Annotated in this window: 14 protein-coding genes; 5 read left to right on the top strand and 9 right to left on the bottom strand. The window is 46.9% G+C overall.

Annotated elements, in window-relative coordinates; all coding sequences use genetic code 11:
- Positions 1 to 205: 205 nt before the first annotated feature.
- The 3 genes from Q1A18_RS10875 to rluF all read right to left on the bottom strand — a co-directional run bounded on the left by Q1A18_RS10875 (position 206) and on the right by rluF (position 3,150).
- The gene (locus tag Q1A18_RS10875) at positions 206 to 1,408 is read right to left on the bottom strand and encodes a glycoside hydrolase family protein (RefSeq protein ID WP_299579565.1); all 1,203 of its coding nucleotides are present in this window, start codon (positions 1,406 to 1,408) and stop codon (positions 206 to 208) included.
- A 220-nt stretch (positions 1,409 to 1,628) separates the two neighbouring features.
- Positions 1,629 to 2,081, bottom strand: coding sequence for a cold shock domain-containing protein (locus Q1A18_RS10870; protein WP_299579562.1), 453 nt, complete (start codon positions 2,079 to 2,081; stop codon positions 1,629 to 1,631).
- Positions 2,082 to 2,415: 334 nt separating this feature from the next.
- Positions 2,416 to 3,150: a 23S rRNA pseudouridine(2604) synthase RluF gene (gene rluF / locus Q1A18_RS10865; RefSeq protein WP_299579559.1), complete on the bottom strand. Its 735-nt coding sequence runs from the start codon at positions 3,148 to 3,150 to the stop codon at positions 2,416 to 2,418.
- A 233-nt stretch (positions 3,151 to 3,383) separates the two neighbouring features.
- Between rluF and Q1A18_RS10860 the strand changes: the two genes are divergently transcribed.
- From Q1A18_RS10860 to Q1A18_RS10850, 3 genes are all read left to right on the top strand, one after another.
- Positions 3,384 to 4,262 (top strand): creatininase family protein, encoded by an 879-nt coding sequence (locus Q1A18_RS10860; protein WP_299579556.1) that lies wholly within the window; start codon positions 3,384 to 3,386, stop codon positions 4,260 to 4,262.
- Between the two features lie 290 nt (positions 4,263 to 4,552).
- Positions 4,553 to 5,608, top strand: coding sequence for a M20 family metallo-hydrolase (locus tag Q1A18_RS10855; protein WP_299579553.1), 1,056 nt, complete (start codon positions 4,553 to 4,555; stop codon positions 5,606 to 5,608).
- An 88-nt stretch (positions 5,609 to 5,696) separates the two neighbouring features.
- On the top strand, positions 5,697 to 7,073 hold the full coding sequence (locus Q1A18_RS10850) for an MFS transporter (protein ID WP_299579550.1): 1,377 nt from the start codon (positions 5,697 to 5,699) through the stop codon (positions 7,071 to 7,073).
- Between the two features lie 162 nt (positions 7,074 to 7,235).
- Here Q1A18_RS10850 and Q1A18_RS10845 read toward each other — a convergent pair whose 3' ends face one another.
- Positions 7,236 to 8,789, bottom strand: coding sequence for a M48 family metallopeptidase (locus Q1A18_RS10845; RefSeq protein ID WP_299579547.1), 1,554 nt, complete (start codon positions 8,787 to 8,789; stop codon positions 7,236 to 7,238).
- 164 nt (positions 8,790 to 8,953) lie between these two features.
- Here Q1A18_RS10845 and Q1A18_RS10840 point away from each other — a divergent pair, with 164 nt between their 5' ends.
- Positions 8,954 to 9,505, top strand: coding sequence for a hypothetical protein (locus Q1A18_RS10840; protein ID WP_299579544.1), 552 nt, complete (start codon positions 8,954 to 8,956; stop codon positions 9,503 to 9,505).
- Here the strand turns inward: Q1A18_RS10840 and Q1A18_RS10835 are convergent.
- Together Q1A18_RS10835 and Q1A18_RS10830 are read right to left on the bottom strand one after the other, a co-directional pair.
- Complete coding sequence (locus Q1A18_RS10835) at positions 9,457 to 10,098, bottom strand: hypothetical protein (RefSeq protein ID WP_299579541.1); 642 nt, start codon at positions 10,096 to 10,098, stop codon at positions 9,457 to 9,459. The genes Q1A18_RS10840 and Q1A18_RS10835 overlap by 49 nt on opposite strands.
- Positions 10,099 to 10,381: 283 nt before the next feature.
- Positions 10,382 to 11,770: a LamG domain-containing protein gene (locus Q1A18_RS10830; RefSeq protein ID WP_299579538.1), complete on the bottom strand. Its 1,389-nt coding sequence runs from the start codon at positions 11,768 to 11,770 to the stop codon at positions 10,382 to 10,384.
- 229 nt (positions 11,771 to 11,999) lie between these two features.
- Here Q1A18_RS10830 and Q1A18_RS10825 point away from each other — a divergent pair, with 229 nt between their 5' ends.
- Positions 12,000 to 12,311, top strand: coding sequence for a potassium channel family protein (locus tag Q1A18_RS10825; protein ID WP_299579535.1), 312 nt, complete (start codon positions 12,000 to 12,002; stop codon positions 12,309 to 12,311).
- A 125-nt stretch (positions 12,312 to 12,436) separates the two neighbouring features.
- Here the strand turns inward: Q1A18_RS10825 and Q1A18_RS10820 are convergent, their stop codons facing one another.
- The 3 genes from Q1A18_RS10820 to argH all read right to left on the bottom strand — a co-directional run bounded on the left by Q1A18_RS10820 (position 12,437) and on the right by argH (position 20,083).
- Positions 12,437 to 13,855: a glutamate synthase subunit beta gene (locus tag Q1A18_RS10820; RefSeq protein ID WP_299579532.1), complete on the bottom strand. Its 1,419-nt coding sequence runs from the start codon at positions 13,853 to 13,855 to the stop codon at positions 12,437 to 12,439.
- A gap of 46 nt (positions 13,856 to 13,901) precedes the next feature.
- Positions 13,902 to 18,422, bottom strand: coding sequence for a glutamate synthase large subunit (gene gltB / locus Q1A18_RS10815; protein WP_299579529.1), 4,521 nt, complete (start codon positions 18,420 to 18,422; stop codon positions 13,902 to 13,904).
- Between the two features lie 329 nt (positions 18,423 to 18,751).
- The gene (argH, locus tag Q1A18_RS10810; RefSeq protein WP_299579526.1) at positions 18,752 to 20,083 is read right to left on the bottom strand and encodes an argininosuccinate lyase; all 1,332 of its coding nucleotides are present in this window, start codon (positions 20,081 to 20,083) and stop codon (positions 18,752 to 18,754) included.
- Positions 20,084 to 20,292: the final 209 nt, after the last annotated feature.

Below are 20,292 nucleotides of genomic sequence, written 5' to 3'. Positions count from 1 at the left end.
CTTCTAAAAGGAACGCTGAATTCAAGCGATTAGTTTAGGTCGATAACAAAAAAAATGATCTGCGAATCTGGATCGAAAGGCTTAATCGCTGGCGATCAGAACGAATGGCTACCAGGCAATCTTGTTAGAACAGGACTGCTGATTTGAAAGCAAAAGGACTTCATGAAGTCCTTTCCATTTGGGAACTGTCTTTATGTTTTGGCAATCAGTTTGTTTCGAGAGGAATCTGAACATTGAATGAAGCGCCATCTGTTCGTGTATTCACCTCTGTTATGGCACCGGCACAGTATAAAACTGTGGGGTTACCATCTTCGTCAATCAAAAGTTGGGGGCGCTCCAGCCGGTTCATTTTTATCGTATCTCCCGATTGAAGAACGACTTCTTTCTTCATGAAAAACGTATTGACCGGCTTGGTCCATTTGATGCCATCGAGTGATTCAAGTAGAGCCAGCCCCGGTTTATCCTCAGTTATTCGGCCTGTAAAATCCTTGAGCACGACATAAAATTTTTCGTGTTTGGGATGATACCAAACATACGGATCTTCACCACTGGCAATGGTGCCATCTTCGTTTCGAACATCAAAAACAAAATGATCCGTAGGCGTGAAAGGGCCGGCAGGTGAGTCGGCAATTGCGACTCCATGAACGCCTCGCCAGCCTGGATTATAAAAGTTTCCTTTAAAGAAGAGTAAGTATTTGCCATCGCCAGGGCGCTGAACAACCGAAGGGTTAACAACGATGATGTTGTCGGGTTTGGGTTCAGTGCCTTCGGGCGAGGGAGCCACAATGTTATCTGGCTTCACTCGGGTTCTTGGCGAAAGCAAGGGGTTTTCTGATCGGCTATAGTTTCCTTGAACTAAGTCGTCAAAGCTTTCAAATTCAATCACACCAATGCACTGACTTTGCTGAACGCGGTTGCGTTTATCGACTTTTTCTCCTTTCGATCCAGTGGGTTGTGGGCCCGGATCTTTACCACCTACGTAATACAAATAGTAGCGATTATTGAATTTTTTGACATGGGGGTTATGTGCCATTTGGGCATCCCAAGCGGTTGAATCTCCTTCGGCCTGCCTGCCTTTGAGCACCACTTTCTGAAATTTAAAATCCCTGTCGGGATAGTCTGAAACCGCATAGGCAATTTGCGAATGAAGGACCCAGGAGTCGGAAAACTTGGGCAGAGAATCACCGCATTCCCAGGTTGAGTAAAGCATGTGGTATTTGCCATCATCGCCTTTAATCACGCTGCCTCCCCACACAAAGCGATCAGGATCGTTTAAAGTGGATGGCCCGGAGAGCACATGGTCATCTATTTCAGCAGCTATTGGCTTTGCCTTTACGGTGACGTTTTGGTTATTGGTACAGCTTAAGCATAGATAAGCCAGACATAAGATTAGGATTGATGATTTCATAGTGCTAGTTGGTTATTGGTGCTCCTTTAGGCTCAGGAGCTTTCGTTTTTTTTATACTTTAAACGAAGCAAGAGTTTGCCTCTGCTTGTGCGTTTCAGAAAGCTAAGGTGCTGTCAGAAAAAACAAAAAGGCTTTCCGAATTGGAAGGCCTTTTGAGGTATCAGATAATAGGAACATGCCGTCTTTGGAGGCTGTACAGATTCCAAAGAAACGTATTCCTTTATTTTATTTGTTTTACTTTGACTGCCGTTGGCCCTTTTTGTCCCATTTCAACTTCGAAGCTCACTAAGTTTCCTTCTTTGATATCTTCCAGAACATTATTGATATGGACAAAAATACTTTCTTTTGTTTCCGAATCGCGGATGAAGCCATAGCCTTTCGATTCGTTGAAAAAAGTTACTGTACCCTTACGTATCGGATCAATTTCTTCATTCGGATCGCTTTTAGGTACGCTGACTTCGATATCTTCGATATTGACTTCAGCTTTTTGAGAGGGATCGGGGGGAGTGTCGGTGATGTTACCATTCTCGTCGACATAAGCGATCATATCGTCCAGGCTTCCTGACTTTTCATTGTCTTTTCTGGCCAGTCGTTTCTTCTCTTTCTCTTTTCTCTTTTTCTCTTTTTTGTTTCGTACTTCTTTTTTGTTAAACGATTCTTGAGATCTACCCATAAATTCTTTTCTATTTATTGTTACTTATAATTTTTATTTTCCGCATTTCTTGTGATTCAGACGAAATAGCAGGCCGGATTATTTTGGTATTCTGGCGCTTGTTGGTATACGCATGAATGACAATTCGGTTGTTATGAAAAGGATCAAAAAAAGGAAACAATACTGAACGAATAATAAGGAGTGGATCAAGTTTGAATACTGCCATTTTTGAACCTGTAATATCGGCTAAGTTACAATTTTATTTGTTGGAATAATAATTTCTGTTCTCAGGTTCCCTTAATTTCATTTTTAGACAACAATTTCCCGTTTGTTTGTGCTGAAAACGAATCGGGTATCAGTTGTTTGGAGTGTCGTGTGTTTTGGTTGAATCAGACACCAGTCGGTTGATCTCTTTGAGTTCTTTGGCCGTGAGGTACCGCCATTTGCCAACAGGTACATCGAGTGAAATATTCATTATCCGCACGCGCTTCAATTTGGTCACCTCATAGTTCAGGTATTCACACATGCGGCGTATTTGCCGGTTAAGCCCTTGGGTTAAAATTATTCTGAAAACGTATTTGCTAATCTGTTCTACCTCACACTTGCGGGTAACGGTATCCAGGATTGGAACACCTCCGGCCATTTTCTGAATAAATGTTTTTGTGATGGGCTTATTGACCGTTACAATGTATTCTTTGTCGTGGTTGTTGCGGGCACGCAAAATTTTATTGACAATGTCTCCATCGTTGGTTAAAAATATGAGCCCTTCGCTGGGTTTGTCAAGCCGCCCGATGGGGAAAATGCGTTTGGGGTAATTGATGTAGTCGATGATGTTGTTCTTTTCTACACGGGTGTCGGTTGTACAAACAATACCCACCGGTTTGTTGAACGCGATGTAAACCGGCTTTTCTGTAGGTTCAGAAATCAGTTTGCCATTTACCCGTACTTCATCGCCGGGGCCTACTTTCGTCCCCATTTCAGGTTTCTTCCCGTTTATGGTTACTTTGCCTTGTTCAATCAATTTGTCGGCAGCCCGGCGGGAACAGAATCCCACTTCGCTCAGGTATTTATTAATTCGTGTTGTTTGCATGTCCTCCTTTTCTATTCTTAACAACAACCTATGGGCTGTTGGGTTTTCCGGTCAGCTGCCCGTATTTTCTTGCAAATTCTGGATGCTGCGTTTGGTGAACCTGCAAAATTTCCAGTTCAAGAACAATAACGCAAAGTGTTGATTAATAGAATAACTACAATCCAGTGGCTACGTTCAGCTGTTTTCAGAAAATAAAGTGTAAATTTAAGCAAACCTACTAAATTCCTGAATGAATGAAAACATGGATTAACCTTAGCATTCTTTTTTTTCTTGTATGTGGCCTGCAGGCGCAGGAGCTCTCTTTCCGCTTAGAGGAGCTAACCGCTCCGGATTACGTGCAAGCAGTTGAAAAGTCGTCTAAAACCTGCATTTTACCTATTGGTGTGTTTGAAAAACATGGACCACACCTGCCTTTGGGTACCGACTTGTACATCGCCCGTGAACTGGCCCTTCGTGCTGCGGCGGCGGAGTACACCCTTGTTTTTCCCTGGTATTACTTTAGCCAGATTAATGAGGCCCGTCATCAGCCGGGAACCATCTCTTACAGTCCTGAGCTGATTTGGAAAATGTTGCAGGAAACGCTTGATGAGCTGGCTCGAAATGGGTTCGAAAAGATCATTATCGTCAACGGACATGGGGGCAATAATGCCTTTTTGAACTACTTTGGTATGGCGCAGCTTTCCGAAGAACGGGATTATAGCCTGTATTGGTTTCAACCCAATTACGATTCCGAAGTGCTTGAGCGTATGGAAGAGCTGACCCAGCATGATGAGTATGATTCACATGCCGGCAACCGCGAATCTTCGCTGATGGCGGCCATCCAGCCGGAGGTGGTTCATCCGGAGCGGGCTGGTCAGCAATCGGGTGTGGATCAGGACCGGTTGAAACACCTCTCGAACGTTTATACCGGCATTTGGTGGTATGCCAGTTACCCCAATCATTATGGGGGCGATGGTGCTAAAGCCAATGCCGAGGCTGGTGCCTTGCTGCTGCAGTCGGTGGTGGATCAGCTGGTGAAAACAATCCGGACTGTAAAAGCCGATGAGGGCGTGCCTGCTTTGCAGAAACAGTTTTTTAAGGAGGCTGCTGACCCGTTAAAGACCAGGCAATAGCCTGACTGACCAGAATGCGGAGTGGCTGTTCGTTGCGAATAGCCACTCCGCATTTTTTACGGAAGGTGGGAGATGGGTATGTGCTTCCTGAAATCGGGAAGCATGGTTTGCTCTGTTTTTTGCCATTGCTGAGTTGTTGCCCGGTGGCATGTTTCCTGTTTTTTAAGAACGCTTTATCAGCTGCTTGAAGTCCTTCTATTTCGAAGGGATTGTTACACGAACTTAAAGAAAAACCGTATTTTTAAAGTTCTGTATCAATCAAGAAATTTGGAATCAGCTAATTCAAGTACATGAAAGAATATATTGATTTACTAAGGAAACTTATTCAGACCCAGTCGTTCAGTAAGGAAGAAGAACCTGCAGCCGGATTAATTCGAGCGACTTTAACTGCCAAGGGCATTGCTTTTCAAACGAAGAATAACAACACCTGGGCGCGCAATCACAGCTGGAAGGAAGGGCTGCCGGTGATTTTGCTGAACTCGCATGTTGACACGGTACGGCCGGCCAAAAACTGGACCAAAGATCCTTTTGGGGCGGAGTTGGATGGCGATTGCCTCTATGGTTTGGGAAGCAACGATGCCGGAGCATCGCTGGTTACTTTGCTGGCCGTGTTTGTCCACTTCAATGAACAGGAAAATCTTCCTTTTAACCTGATTTATGCGGCTTCGGCAGAGGAAGAAATTTCGGGGCCCAATGGGATGGCCAGCCTGATTGAGGAACTGGGACAAGTGGACCTGGCCATTGTGGGTGAACCCACCCAAATGCAGATGGCCATTGCCGAAAAAGGGCTGATGGTGCTGGACTGCACGGCATACGGAAAAGCCGGTCATGCTGCGCGTAACGAAGGTGTGAATGCCTTATACAAAGCACTGGATGATATTCGCCTGCTGCGGGATTATCGTTTTGAAAAGGTTTCGGAAGTATTGGGTGAGGTGAAACTTTCGGTTACCCAAATCAATGCGGGCTCGCAACACAATGTGGTGCCCGACCAGTGTTCCTTTGTCATCGATGTGCGTACCAACGAGTATTATTCCAACCAGGAGACTTTTGAACTGGTGGATCAGCTGATTGAGTCCGAAGTAAAGGCACGGTCTTTTCGCTTAAACTCATCGGGTATTGCGGTGGATCATCCCCTGGTGCGTCGGGGGCAGGAGCTGGGCCTGACGTATTACGGTTCGCCCACCACATCAGATCAGGCGGTAATGCCTTTTCAATCCATCAAGATTGGGCCTGGCGACAGTGCCCGTTCGCATACGGCAGATGAATACATCCTGGTTTCGGAGATGGAGGAAGGCTTCCGGATTTATCAGGCCTTACTGGATGGAGTGGATCTTAGCAAAGCCTAGGGAAGAGCAGCAACTCTTGCCTGGTGTGCTTTCTTTTTGTTGACGTATTTTATTCCGTTTTTGTAAAACGAATGCCAAACCCAATAGAATGCAGTGGACCCGAGCGCAAATTTCCATTATAGCCGTTGTGGCAGTAACTTCTTTCATGGGGACTTTTTTGATCTCCTCGGTCAACATTGCCCTTCCGGCTATTGAGCGGGACTTTGGGCTGGATGCGGTGAGCTTGAGCTGGGTGATCACTTCCTTTTTACTGGCCACAGCAATGTTCTTGTTGCCGGTGGGGCGTTTGGGTGACCTGAAAGGTGTTCGACGACTCTTTAAGTTTGGTGTGTTGGTTTTTACTTTGTCATCGCTGGCTTGTGGCTTGGCTCCTTCAGGTTTTTGGCTGATTCTTTTCCGCTATGTTCAGGGGGTAGGCGCTGCTTTTACGAGTACCACTGGCCCGGCAATTCTGGTTTCGGCGTTTTTGCCTCGTCACCGGGGGCGGGTGCTCGGACTGGCTGTTTCGGCGGTGTACCTGGGCCTGGCTTTTGGGCCTTTTGCCGGAGGTTTGCTGACGCAATACCTGGGCTGGCGCTCCATCTTTTTGGTGGCCACCTTTTTCGGGGGCATTGCGGTGTTGGTGGCTTATCTTTTTCTAGGAAAGGATGAGATGCGCCAAGAGAAGCCGGCACAAATTGCCTTCGGAGGAACAATCTTTTATATGCTTGGGCTGGTGGCGCTGGTTTATGGCTCGGCTCATATCGACAAGCCGTTGGGCTGGTTGCTGATGGGAGCAGGCAGTTTCGCTTTGCTGGGCTTTTGGTGGATGGAATCCCGCTCGACAGCCCCGGTGATTGATACCCGGCTGTTTACCCGTAATCGCTTGTTTGCCTTTTCGAACCTGGCCGCGCTCATCAACTATAGTGCAACCTTTGCCATTGTGTTTTTGCTGAGCTTGTACTTGCAGAAAATTCAAAGTTTGTCGCCACGCGATGCCGGCACCATTCTGATTGCTCAGCCCATTATGATGGCCATTTTTTCGCCCATGGCCGGCCGGCTCTCCGATCGGATTCAGCCCCGCTACCTGGCAACACTGGGAATGAGCATGTGTACCCTGGGCCTGGCAGCCTTTGCGTTTCTTGCGGAGAGCACCCCGATTGGACTCATTGTGGCTTTGCTGGTTTGGGTGGGACTGGGTTTCGCCTTTTTCTCTTCGCCCAATATGAATACCATTATGAGTTCGGTTGATAAAAGTCAGTATGGTCTGGCTTCGGGATCGGCGGCTACCATGCGGGTGTTGGGGCAAATTGTGAGCATGACCATTGCCACGTTGTTTTTTGCAGCCATGCTGGGTGGAGAAGCAGTCGAACAGGTGTCGGATGCCTTGTTTCTGAAGGTTGTAAAGTGGGGCTTCATCAGCTTTTCGCTCATCAGTGTTTTGGGTATTTACTTCTCCTACAACCGGGGACAAATCAAGCGCTAAAGGTTAAAAATTTTATTGAACGGATTGGCTTAATGAGGGCTTCACTCAAAGTGAAGCCCTCATTAAGTTCTCTACTGTCAATGCTCCCCCTGTTTTCAATTGCGCTATGATGAAGGGCCGTAGGTATGACAACGGGGACAGACCAGCACCAGTGGACGAGAACTATTTCTTCATTTTAAACAACATTTTCTTTGTCCATATGAGTTCGTCATTTAAACGACTATTTAAGTCCATCCAGTTATTAGAGGTCAATAAATTTAGATCAATACTGTTTAAATGTTCTTGTAATTCTGTCTGATAACGAGAAAGTGCATTGATCGCTGCCAATTCATCATTCTTTCTTAAATGGATTAAGGATTCAACTTTGAAAGTCTGGTAGTCTGGATTTATACCCAATTGATTCGCTTTTTCTAAAAAATTAAGAGATTCTGCATATTTTTCGCTTGTGTTATACTGGGCCAAATTTACCAACGCCATAAGGATGTAGTCTTCTTCTGTTGCAGCACCTGATTTAATATTACGCCACAACAGCTTTTCACAGGTCTGGAAGTGACTCTTGCTATATTCATAATATGCACCTTGAGTTAGTAAGTCTGAAATTTTCTTATCGAAATCGGTGTCACGATATTCAATTTCCGGAATTCCTACGTTTTCAATGCGATAACTAATGTTTGGATGTGTGCCTTCGTCTGAAAAGACTTTAAAATTGCCAGTATAGTAATAATAGTCTTTTAGCTTCGACAAGACTGAGCCTAAAGCGTCTTTATTGTAACCCAGATATTCCATAAGTTCTGCCGCACAGTTATCAGCAGCCATTTCCTGCTCTCGCGAATATTTTAACCCCACTCTTTCGCTAATTTGTGATGAAATCGTATAAGCTAAAGCAGCTGAGGTTGAAATTATCGATGGATCAACGTATATGTCATGGTTTACCGAAGCATACGTGGCCGTAGCTGCAACAGCAACGGATGTCACGCCTGCCCAGAATTCAGCCCGCTTCTGTTTTTTTAGTTCAAGATTTATATTCTTGACAGCATGATCCAAAATAAAGTGTGCCGTTTCATGAGCAAGAACAGCGGTTAATTCCTCTTCTGTATTAACCAGGTTTAGCAAGCCAATTGATATTAAAGCTGTTCCATTTGGAAGTATCGCAGCATAGGGCTCATTGTTTTTTAGGATTCGGATATCTAACTGGCCAAGCCGCCCATCGTTTATAGGTTTTTGATATATTTTTAGGAAGATGCTTTGGAGATAGTCTTTGATAACTGCATCGTTTACAAAGGCATCCTGATTACTGAGGTAACTCAGATAATCAAGACTCTCTTCCTCCAGGTAATTTCTGACATCGTATTGAAATCCTGCTTCAATGATGTCGTTGTAGACTCTGGCTTGTAGGGCTTTAACTGTCCAGAATGATTCTGGAGTAATGGTGAGATTTAAGTCCTCCTCAAACTTTTTAGAATAGTCAAAGTCTAAAACTTCTCCATTTGTTTTTATCACAGAAACCACATTTTTTCTTGTAGGATATCCTGAGTTTGACGTGTTGTCTGCCATCCCTTTTAAAATGAGAGCTTCAAATTGATCTCCTTCCTGGATGTCCTTTGAGATCTTCTTTAAGGCAGATCCTGCAACATCTAATCTCACATAAACATCTTGAGCATTTGTTGAGGAAATTGTTAGGACTACCATCAAGGCCGCGAATAAATAGTTTTTCATAATAGTTGACTTAAGGTTGTTTTAGGTGATTGTTAATATCTTGGTTTTAATTTCGTTTCCCGGCTGGTCGGGATTTGCAATCCCGACCCTGCTAAATCCGGATTTTTAATCCGGTTGCCCGTTTTCCTGTTGTATGAGCGAATCGGTAAGCAGGGGCTAGCTGTTTGGAGTTTGTAACTCATTTTACCTCCGACCAAAGACTTTCTTTTTCCAGTCCCCAGGGGAATGGCTCTTTTCTTGATCACCTGCCCGGTATCCCAATTCAGGTCGTTTCCCCTGCTTCCCGCGTCCTGCCGATGTTCTGGCGCCTCGCCGAGTGCGTCTGGAGGGTTGGCGACACCGTCTGGCGCTCCTCCAACATCGTCTGGAGGGTTGGTGTCATCGTCTGGCTCCCGGCCGGCTTGTTCTGGCTGTTCGGCGACATCGTCTGGCGAGTAGCGGAGTTGGTCTGGCTATTCGGCATCATCGTCTGGCGAGTCGCGGAGTTCGTCTGGCAGCCGGGCATCATCGTCTGGCAGGTAGCCGGGGTGGTCTGGCTAGTTGGCTTCATCGTCTGGCTATCGGGTATGCTGTTCTGGCTGTTTGGCGGTATGCTTAAAGCAACCGGCAACCAGGTTTCCCCGGCTGCCGGTTTAAGATTGCAAGAAGTAAACGTCAATACCCCGGTTCAGTCAACAATGACCCGGGCCCGGGTATATTCTTCGAAAAAAGGCTGATCGGTAAATTCGAAACGGATCATCAGCTTATCCATTTTTTGCTTCAGCAGGGCATCCACTTGGTCCATCATTTCTTCGAGCATGCTCATCGCCGAAAAGGCCTGGTTGCGGATGGTACGCGGCTGCCCGATCAGGGCTTTAAAGCTGTCGAGGCTGGTTTCGGTTTCTACCACCATGGCTTCGGTGAGCATAAAATCGGCCAGCTCGGTAAGCAGGTTACGGGCCAGGGTTAAAACCGGGCGAATTGCTGCTTCCACATCGGTTTCGCGACAGGTTAACAAGTCCGATTTAATGAGCTTTGCCTGCCCGGCCAGCACCTTGTCGTCGTTAAAAGCGGCGTAAGCCTGCAAAATGCCGGAGATGCTCACCGCCTTTTCGGCCACCCCTCGGCGAACAGTCTCTTTCTGCTCGGTCGTGCCTTTGCTGTTGGCATCGGTCTCTTCATTTTTTTCTTGAATACGCTGGATCAGTTCATCCAGCTCGTTTTTCACAGTCACCATTACCGGAATGGTGTTCCAGCGCGGGGTGTGGTTGTCCAGCGCCGTCTGCGTAGCCAGGTACATACGCATGTGTTTGTTCTGATCTTGATTCATTTTTGTTCGTTTTTTAATGATTAATCCTGAACGTATTTTCTCTTACCACACCTTAAGCAGAATAAAATAAAGCAATTTATTATTTACATCAAATATGTTAATGAGCATGTAGTGTCTGAAATTCAACAAGAAAGGGGTGTTGCAGGTTCGGCATTTGCTTGTTTGGATGGAATACAAATAAGAGGCGAGGTCTGGTGAGGGCTTTTAGTAAGGGTCTCACTCAAAGTGAAACCCTTACTGGTGAAAGATCCAGAGTTTGGTGATGGAGGAAAGGGCGATGGAATTATTTTACCATGGCACTTTCAGCATACTCAAGCTGTTTGCACAAGGCATCAAAAGCCACTTTAGCACATTTAATTTTCAGAGGTTCTAAATTAGCCGGCTCAGCATTTACTGCCCACAAACTGTTGTAGGCCATATAATCGTGGTGCGCATTCAGTAAAAACGAAAAAGCATTCTCTGTATCCTTATCCAGAACGAGGATATGAATGCCAAAAACATTGACTGCCTCAGACTGCCGGGGAGGAAACAGGATTTCCAAAACCACGTAGTAGTCGGCATTTGTTCCTTCTTCCCGAATGGCACTGGCCAGCCGTTTCATGTCGTTATTGAAGAAGTTCAGCTGCCCCTGACCTTCCAGTTGTCCCGGGTTGAGTATTGTTTCGTTGAATTCGGCATTTAAATGCAAATCGTTTATCAGCAAGTCGGCAAAAGCTTTGGCCGAGCCTGGCGAAAAAGCGGTTGAATCAGGGGTGCGAATAACGGTGGGGTAAACCACAAACTTGCCGGGCTTATACGATTGCAGAAAGTCTGCGGACAAGTCGCTTTCGGGTTTAAATCCCGGATTGACCAGGACATTGGCGAGCAGTGCTTTGATTTCCGCAGGTAAGTCTTTTAGGCCAGCCTGGTATTTTTTAGCCGAAGCGGCAATGGTGGTGGCGTCCAGAACACCCTCGTAAATGTTGAAACGGTCGATGGTGCCAAACCAGGTGGGGTCTTGCATATAGCCCGATTTGCACAGGTAGGCGAACTGGTTGCTGAGGTTGGCAATTGAATTGTTGGGAAACTCATCAATGGTGTTTTGCCCAACTAAGATTCCATCCACATAAAATTTCATTTCATGGTTGTCGAAGGTGCTCACCACATGGTGGTATTTGGCATCTACGAGTGGCGTACCAAATACATTGGTGCAGGTAGCCCAGGGGGTCTGGTCGTTCTTGCACGATATGGCGGTTGCGCTGTGTCCGCCGTTGGTCAGCGATTGAAACAGGTAGCTTGTTCCGAGAGGTCCCACTGAATTTCCAAAGTAGGAGAACATGGTGAAATAGGCATTCAGATGCCCGGCACCCAGGTAAGCTTCCAGGCTCAACGCGGGATAGCTGTTGAGCGCAATCTTATTGGCCGGCAGAACGATGAACTGCCCTTGCGAAAACGAAACATACTCCCCGTTGATGATTTTTCCGCCATTAATGGTGCCATGTGCCTCGCCAACAATGTCATTGGCCGTTCCATCCTCAAAGGTATACGCGTGTTTCAACAGGGCATCCTGGCTCAAAGCGGTAGTTGAAGAGAGTGCCAGTAAGCAAAAAACAACAAGCAAACAGGGGAGGTATTGTTTTAAGATCGACCGGGTAGCTTGAGGGGTGAATCGGGTTTGTGCTGATTCTTTCATAACGTACGATCTTTGGTTTGTAACTGATGTTACGGATTTTATGGCCTTTTGATGCTGTATCCGACTGGTAATTGGGTTTGTTTGTTAGTGAGGTCTTCACTCGAAGTGAAGACCTCACTGGCAAAGGGGGTGAGGTTGAGAGCCAGGATGATGGGGTGTTGCAGTTTTGAAATATGTCGTACTTTTGCGTTAGAAAATCACACGCGTAGTAAAAATTTCATGCATGGGGATGTTTAAGACAATCATACTTTTTCTTAAGGAAAAAACGTATCGTAACCTGGTAATTTCAACTTTAGTAACACTGTTTAACGGAACGTTTGTCTACCATTTTGTAGAAGGGTGGAGATGGGTTGATGCTTTTTATTTTTCGGTCATTACTTTAACAACGGTTGGCTATGGTGATTTTAGCCCTCAAACTGATTTTGGGAAAATATTCACGACGATTTATATCCTGACAGGCATTGGTATTATGCTGGGATTCGTGAATGCGATTTATGCGACGGAAGAAAAGCACCGACGAAAGTTTGGGGCTACGAAATAAGGTGTTGACGGCGGATTGGAATTTGCGATTTCTGCTTTGAGTTTCTCCGGCTTGCAGAGGCTGCCAAAACAAAAGCCCCGCAAAATGTTGCGAGGCCTTTGGAGGGTATTACGAGTTAAGTAATTCTAGCTTAAAAATTCATCGATGGCTGCTGCTGCCTCTTTGCCGCATTGAATGGCATGAACCACCAGGCTGGCGCCTCGCTCCACGTCGCCGGCTGCAAAAACTTTGTCCACGGAGCTTTGCTTTTTCTGGTTGACTTTCACGTTGCCGCGGTTGTCGTATTCTACGCCCAGTTCTTCCAGCAAGCCGTTGTGAACCGGTTGGGTGAATCCCATGGAAAGCAAGACCAGGTCCGCTTTCAGGATTTGTTCCGTTCCGGGTACTTCAGACATCAGCCAGCGTCCGTCTTTATCTTTATCCCAGGCTACTTCAATCACCTCAGCTTCTTTTACCTGCCCGTTTTCGCCAATCAGCCGTTTGGTTGAAAGTGCCCATTTGCGGTCGCAGCCTTCCAGGTGCGAGCTGGAGGTACGCAGCGTGGTGGGCCAATAGGGCCAGGGGTTGTTTTCGGCTCTTGTTTCTGAGGGCTTGGGCATAATCTCAATCTGAGTTACGCTGGCCGCTTTTTGGCGGATGGATGTCCCCACGCAGTCGGAGCCGGTATCGCCACCACCAATCACAAGTACATGTTTGCCTTCGGCCGACAGGCGCGCTTTCGTGCTTACCTTTTTGCCGGCCACCACTTTGTTTTGCTGAGTCAGGAAATCCATGGCAAAATGAACGCCATTCAATTCCCGTCCTTCGGTAACCAGGTCGCGGGGTTGTTCGGCCCCCATCGCCAGCAAAACGGCATCGTAATCATTCAGCAGTTCTTTTTGCGAAATGTCTTTCCCCACGTAAACATTCGTTTTGAATATGATTCCTTCTTCTTCGAAGATGGACAAACGGCGATCAATGATTCCTTTGTTCAGTTTGAAGTCGGGAATACCATAGCGCAGCAGTCCGCCAATGGCATCGTTCTTTTCAAAAACGGTTACTTCATGTCCGGCCCGGTTCAACAGGTCGGCAGCCGATAAACCGGCCGGTCCGGAGCCAATAATGGCCACTTTCTTTCCGGTACGGGTTTGGGGCGGATTGGCTTTAATCAGGCCCAGGTCAAAGGCTTTCTCTACCGTTGAGGATTCGTTCTCGCGGATGGTCACCGACTCGTTGTGGATAGCCAGCACGCAGGATTTTTCGCAGGGTGCCGGGCAAACCCGTCCGGTCATTTCCGGAAAGCTGTTTGTGGAGTGCAGAATATCATAAGCCGCTGCATAGTTCTTGTGGTAAATGGCATCCTGCCATTCCGGAATCTTGCTGCCAACCGGACATCCCCAGTGGCAAAACGGTACGCCACAGTCCATGCAACGTGATGCCTGTAATCTTCTGTCTTCTTCGTTCAGGGTTTGCTCCACTTCCCCGTAGTCGTATATTCTTTCGTTTAAAGGTCGGTAGCCGCTTTCTTTCCGCGCTACTTTCATAAAACCTCTTGGATCTCCCATAATGCTATAATCTTTTCTTTTTGTTTTACAATTCGTTCTTTACTTCTTATTCGTGACGGGATGGATCGTCTTCCGTCAGTTGTAATTTGCGTTCCAGTTCCTTCAACTTCAGTTCCTCAAGCACTTTCTTGTACTCGAACGGAATTACTTTTACGAATCGAGGCAGGTACTCTTCCCAGTTGGTCAGAATTTTTGCCGCTAAAGAACTTTGCGTGTATAAAAGATGTTTGCTGATCATTTCCTGTAGTTCATCAATGTCGGTGCGGTCTTCCACTGCCGAAAGTTCAACCAGTCCTTTGTTGCAGTAGTAATCGAAATCACCGTCCACATCCAGCACGTAAGCAATACCGCCACTCATTCCGGCAGCGAAGTTACGACCGGTTTTGCCCAGCACCACAACGCGGCCGCCGGTCATGTACTCGCAGCAGTGGTCGCCGGTACCTTCAACAACGGTTTTGGCTCCTGAGTTTCGTACGCAGAAACGCTCTCCGGCCACTCCGCGGATGTAACCTTCACCTTTGGTAGCACCATAGAAGGTGGTGTTGCCGATGATGATGTTTTCTTCCGGCTTGAAGGTTGACCCGGCTGGTGGAACCACCACAATCTTACCGCCGGAAAGCCCTTTGCCGATGTAGTCGTTGGCGTCTCCTTCCAGTCGGAAGTTAATCCCTTTGACCAGGAAGGCACCAAAACTTTGGCCGGCAGTTCCGTGGAAGGTGCAGCTGATGGTATCTTCCGGCAGGCCTTCTTCGCCGTAGCGCTTGGATATTTCACCGGACAGCATGGCTCCGATGGTCCGGTCGGTGTTGATGATCGGATGTGAAATCCATACTTTCTCCTTGCCTTTAATCGCTTTGTTGGCATCCAGAATCAGTTTGTGATCCAGGTGATCCTCGATGGATTTCAGGTTCGGATGCGTGTTGCGAATGTCGTATTTTTTGGCTTCTTCCGGCATGTGCAATACCTGGGAGAAGTCGATGTTTTTCATTTTCCAGTTGGTGGCTTTTTCATCTACTTCCAGCAGGTCAGCACGTCCAACAATGTCTTCGAACTTGGAGAATCCCATTTCGGCCAGGTGTTCGCGAACTTCTTCGGCTATGAAACGGAAGAAATTAATCACAAACTCGGCTTTTCCGATGAAGCGTTTCCGCAGTTCTTTATCCTGAGTGGCAATACCCGCCGGACAAGTGTTCAGGTGGCATTTGCGCATCATGATACATCCCATGGTAATCAGGGCTGAGGTGGAAAAACCAAACTCTTCGCCTCCCAGGCAGGCCATGGAAACCACGTCTTTACCGGTTTTCAGCTGGCCGTCAACCTGCAGCTTCACCCGTCCGCGCAGGTTGTTCATCACCAGGGTTTGCTGGGCTTCAGCAATTCCCATTTCAGCAGGCAGTCCGGCATGTTTGATTGAGCTGGCCGGGCTGGCTCCGGTTCCACCTTCTCCACCGGAGATGATGATCAGGTCGGAGAAGGCTTTGGCTACCCCTGCGGCAACGGTTCCAACGCCATTTTCGGCTACCAGTTTCACGGAGACTTTGGCTTTGGGATTGGTCACTTTCAGGTCGTAGATTAACTGTGCCAGGTCCTCAATGGAGTAGATGTCATGGTGGGGTGGTGGCGAAATCAAAGTAATTCCGGGGGTTGAGTTCCGAAGTTTAGCAATGATCTTGTTCACCTTAAAGCCCGGAAGCTGACCTCCTTCACCCGGCTTTGCCCCTTGGCAAACTTTAATTTGAAGTTCATGGGCGTTGGTCAAATAGTTGTTGGTCACTCCAAAACGTCCGGAAGCAATTTGCTTGATCGAGCTTTGTTTGATGGTGCCAAAACGGTCTGAGCTTTCGCCCCCTTCACCAGTGTTGCTTCTTCCGCCAACGGTATTCATGGCAATGGCCAGCGCTTCGTGTGCTTCCTTGCTGATGGATCCGTACGACATGGCGCCTGTAACAAAGCGTTTCATGATGTTTTCAACAGGCTCCACCTGGTCCAATGGAATTGGGTTTTGCTTGAATTTGAAGCATCCTCGAATGAAGCCCGGCTTTTTGTTGTCCTGGTCAATCAGGGCGCTGTATTCTTTGTATTTGTTGTAGTCGTTGGTGCGGGTTGCCCACTGCAGCAGGCCAATGGCCTCGGGGTTCCAGGCATGGTGTTCGCCGTATTTCCGCCAGGCGTAAACCCCTGAATTTTCGAAACGAAACCTTTCGGAAGTTTTGGCAATTTTATAGGCTGCTTGATGGAAGCGGCTGTATTCTTCAGCGATTTCCTCCAGACCAATACCGCTTAAGCGGGAGGCTGTGCCGGTAAAATACTGGTTGATCAACTCGCGGCTGACGCCCATCGCTTCAAACATTTGAGCGCCGTGGTAGGAGCGGAGTGTGGAGATTCCCATTTTCGATAAAATCTTCAGCAAGCCTTTATCAACCGCTTTGATGTAGTTTTTGCGGGCATCTTTGTATTCCAGTTCAACCTCCCCTTCTTTAACCAGGCGGTCGATTGCCGCAAAGGCCATGTAGGGGTTGATCACGCTGGCTCCATAACCCAGCAATAAGGCAAAGTGGTTGATTTCGCGTGCTTCGGCTGTCTCTACAATGATACCAACCTGCATCCGTTTCTTTTTGGAGATCAGATGGTGGTGAACAGCAGCAACGGCCAGCAGCGAAGGAATTGGTGCGTGTTCCGAGTCAACTTTACGGTCCGACAAAATGATGAAATTCTTTTTATCGTCAACGGCTTTTTCGGCCATCTCCAGCATGTTGTCAAATGCTTCTTTGAATGCCTGGTAGCCACCTTTTACCGGGAAAACCATAGGGATCGTTTTGTGGGTAAACATTTCGTCCTTCAGGTCTTTAATTTTGCCAAGGTCGGTATTGGTAATCAGTGGTCCGTCAAATTTAATCAGCTTGCAGTGTTCCGGCGTTTCTCCCAAAATGTTGGAGCTTAGGGAGCCGATATAATTGGTTAGTGCCATCACCAGCCCTTCCCGAATGGGGTCGATGGCCGGGTTGGTAACCTGGGCAAACATTTGCTTGAAATAGGTAAAGAAAAGCTGGGGCTTGTCAGAGAAAATAGCCAGCGGGGTGTCATTTCCCATGGAACTGGTTGGTTCGGCAGCGCCCACAGCCATCGGCTGAATGAGGTCGTGCAGGTCTTCTTTGGAGTAATTAAACACCTGTGCCAGGGTCTCAAAATCTGCTACTTCAGAAGGAACCCGTTTTTTGACTTTAATATCTTTCATACGCATGCGGTTCTGTTTTAACCACATCTCGTAAGGATTGCGTTTGCTTAACTGGTCTTTGACTTCCTTGTCGGGAATGATAATGCCGAGTTTGGTGTCTACCAGTAGAATTTTTCCGGGGCGAAGACGGCCTTTTTCAATGATTTCTTCGGGTTGGAAATGCTGAACACCAACTTCCGATCCCATCACAATGAGGTCGTTTTTAGTAATGACGTAGCGCGAAGGACGCAGGCCATTGCGGTCGAGTGTTCCTCCAATGTATCGTCCGTCAGAAAAAACCATGGAGGCTGGTCCGTCCCACGGTTCCATGATGGTGGAGTGGTATTCGTAAAACGCTTTGAGCGATTCCGGAATGGGGTTCTTTTCGTTGAACGATTCCGGGATCATCATACACAAGGCATGATGCAGCGAGCGTCCGGTGAGGTGCAAAAATTCCAGCACATTGTCGAAGGACGCGGAGTCGGATTTATTGTCTTCAATGACGGGTAGAAGCTTTTGCAGGTCTTCGCCAAATATTTCCGATTTCAGCAAGGCTTCCCGGGCTTCCATCCATTTGCGGTTTCCTTTAACCGTATTGATTTCGCCATTGTGGGCAATCATGCGGAAAGGCTGGGCCAAGTCCCAGGTTGGGAAGGTGTTGGTGCTAAAGCGCGAGTGCACCAAGGCAATGGCTGATTTAAAACGTTCGTGTTGCAGGTCTTTGTAATAATCCGACAGCTGGTGTGGGGTTAACATCCCTTTGTAAACAATGGTTCTGGCTGACAAACTGGGTTGGTAAAATGCTTCCTTGTGTGTCAGGTTGGAGTTCGCAATGGCATGTTCCGTTAGCTTGCGGATGATGTAAAGTTTACGCTCCATCGCTTCGGGCTCCAGCTTTCCTTTAATAAATACCTGCTTGATGGCCGGCTCGGTTTGCTTGGCGATCTCTCCTGGCGCAGAGGTGTCAACAGGAACATCGCGATAGCAAATGAGTTCCAGGCCTTCCTCGTTGATGTGTTTGGTCAGAATGTCCAGACAAATATCTGCTTCGCTTTCTTTTTGAGGCAGAAATATTAATCCGGTGCCATATTGACCAGGCTCAGGAACATCGATCTTCAGAACCGACTGAATGTATTCGTGAGGAATTTGCATGAGTATTCCTGCGCCATCTCCTGTGGCATTATCGGCACTGGTTGCTCCCCGGTGATCCAGGTTTTCTAATACCCGAAGGCCTCTGGTGATAATGTCATGAGAGGCCTGGCCCTTGATGTGCGCCACAAACCCGATCCCACAATTGTCATGTTCGTTGGCAGAGCTGTAAAGCCCTTGTTCTTTTGGAAATCTTAACTGCATTCTATATCCTTTTTTAAGTTTTTATCACACCTTGTCTTGCCTTTTCACAGCAGGACACAACACGAGTAGATTGAAGCCATTTACAGCTACTTAAAAACTCTAAGCAAAACCCACAAAATACTTATGAAGTGATAGCGAAAATAGCTATTAATTGAATGATATCCAATTGCTAGCTCTGTTTTGCATGTTTGATAACATGAACAAATTCCTTTGTTCTTTTAAAGTTTGTGATATAAAAACGTGGAATTCACCGTGTTTACGCGTGAAGACCGAATGTCATTTTGTAATTAAAAGGATTTTAGAAATAACGTTTAGTTAACAGTTGACCCCTATTTTAATAGCTTTTTGATTGCCAAATCCATCTTTTTAAAGTTAAATGAATTTATGATCTGTTCCATTTTTTGTTGAATCTCGGGAAGGCACAGGTTTCCGATGCTTCCGGCATGGGTGTGAGCCACCTGTTTGGTGGGGGTGTATTCGCCCTGCTGAATCTGCTTGCCAATCTGAATGTAGGCATCGCGGAAGGGAGTTCCTTCCTGAACCAGTCGGTTAACATCTTCAACACTAAACAGGTATTGGTAGCGATTATCTTCCAGAATGTTTTCCTTGATCGTCATTTCACTAATGGCGAAGTTGGCAATTTTAATGCAGCTCATGAGTTCCTGAAAAGCGGGCAGGAAGACTTCCTTGATAATCTGCAGGTCGCGGAAATAGCCGCTGGGCAGGTTGTTGGTCATTAAAGTAATTTGGTTTGGAAGTGCTTGCAGCTTGTTGCAGTGCGAACGAATCAACTCAAAAACATCCGGGTTTTTCTTGTGAGGCATAATGCTTGAGCCGGTCGTCAGTTCATCGGGCAGACCGATAAAGCCAAAGTTTTGGCTCATGAACAGGCAGGTGTCAAAGGCCAGTTTCGAAAGTGTGGCCGCAATGGATGAAATGGCAAAGGCGACCGTTTTTTCCATTTTGCCCCGTCCCATTTGGGCATAAACTACATTGTAGTTCATCGAGTCGAAGCCCAGCAACTCTGTGGTAAGCTCGCGGTTGAGGGGGAATGAAGAACCATAACCGGCTGCTGAGCCCAGTGGGTTTTGGTTGGTAATTTTAAAGGCTGCCTGCAACAGGGTGAGGTCGTCAACCAGGCTTTCGGCATAAGCGCTAAACCAAAGACCAAACGACGAAGGCATGGCTACCTGAAGGTGGGTGTAGCCTGGCATCAGTTGCTCTTTGTGCTTGTCGGCCTTGGCGATAAGGGTGGCAAACAATTCCTGGCTGGCCTCTACCAGCTGGCGGATTTCGTCGCGCGCATAAAGTTTCAGGTCAAGTAACACCTGATCGTTCCGGGAACGGCCACTGTGTATTTTCTTTCCAACATCCCCCAGTTTTTGAGTCAGGAGGGCTTCTACCTGAGAGTGTACATCTTCAACTCCTTCTTCGATGGTGAACTCGCCATTTTCGGCTAATTGGTAAATCGCTTTCATTTCCTGAAGCAGCTGGTCCAGTTCGTCCTGCTCTAGTAAGCCGATTGATTGCAGCATTTTGGTGTGGGCCATGGAGCCCAGGATGTCAAACTTAGCCAGGTAAAGATCCAGTTCGCGATCTTGGCCTACGGTGAATTCTTCGATGAGTTTATTTACAGATATACCTTTGTCCCAGAGTTTCATACAATAAAAAATTAGCGAGTTACTTGGTGCCGGTCATCACTGGACAAGCACGAATCAATTTATTCTGTGAAAGAAAGAAACTACAAATTAATTACTTTTTTCCCAATAGTCCTATTCTGGCTTCCTTGAAAAATAGTCTTTCCCCTCAGGCTTGGCCTGGCTTTAAGTTGAAGGATGACGAGCGCGGAGGGTGTATATTAATATATAGT

The sequence above is a fragment of the uncultured Sunxiuqinia sp. genome (assembly GCF_947495665.1).
Taxonomy (GTDB): domain Bacteria; phylum Bacteroidota; class Bacteroidia; order Bacteroidales; family Prolixibacteraceae; genus Sunxiuqinia; species Sunxiuqinia rutila.
This window is presented reverse-complemented; position numbering and strand designations above follow the sequence as displayed.

Bases quoted from the DNA above. Each gene is read 5' to 3' on its own strand.
- argH (WP_299579526.1), bottom strand. From the start codon at position 20,083: ATGAAACTCTGGGACAAAGGTATATCTGTAAATAAACTCATCGAAGAA.
- Q1A18_RS10825 (WP_299579535.1), top strand. From the start codon at position 12,000: ATGTTTAAGACAATCATACTTTTTCTTAAGGAAAAAACGTATCGTAAC.
- Q1A18_RS10860 (WP_299579556.1), top strand. From the start codon at position 3,384: ATGAAAACATGGATTAACCTTAGCATTCTTTTTTTTCTTGTATGTGGC.
- Q1A18_RS10845 (WP_299579547.1), bottom strand. From the start codon at position 8,789: ATGAAAAACTATTTATTCGCGGCCTTGATGGTAGTCCTAACAATTTCC.
- Q1A18_RS10850 (WP_299579550.1), top strand. From the start codon at position 5,697: ATGCAGTGGACCCGAGCGCAAATTTCCATTATAGCCGTTGTGGCAGTA.
- Q1A18_RS10875 (WP_299579565.1), bottom strand. From the start codon at position 1,408: ATGAAATCATCAATCCTAATCTTATGTCTGGCTTATCTATGCTTAAGC.
- gltB (WP_299579529.1), bottom strand. From the start codon at position 18,422: ATGCAGTTAAGATTTCCAAAAGAACAAGGGCTTTACAGCTCTGCCAAC.
- Q1A18_RS10835 (WP_299579541.1), bottom strand. From the start codon at position 10,098: ATGAATCAAGATCAGAACAAACACATGCGTATGTACCTGGCTACGCAG.
- Q1A18_RS10820 (WP_299579532.1), bottom strand. From the start codon at position 13,855: ATGGGAGATCCAAGAGGTTTTATGAAAGTAGCGCGGAAAGAAAGCGGC.
- Q1A18_RS10855 (WP_299579553.1), top strand. From the start codon at position 4,553: ATGAAAGAATATATTGATTTACTAAGGAAACTTATTCAGACCCAGTCG.
- Q1A18_RS10870 (WP_299579562.1), bottom strand. From the start codon at position 2,081: ATGGGTAGATCTCAAGAATCGTTTAACAAAAAAGAAGTACGAAACAAA.
- Q1A18_RS10830 (WP_299579538.1), bottom strand. From the start codon at position 11,770: ATGAAAGAATCAGCACAAACCCGATTCACCCCTCAAGCTACCCGGTCG.
- rluF (WP_299579559.1), bottom strand. From the start codon at position 3,150: ATGCAAACAACACGAATTAATAAATACCTGAGCGAAGTGGGATTCTGT.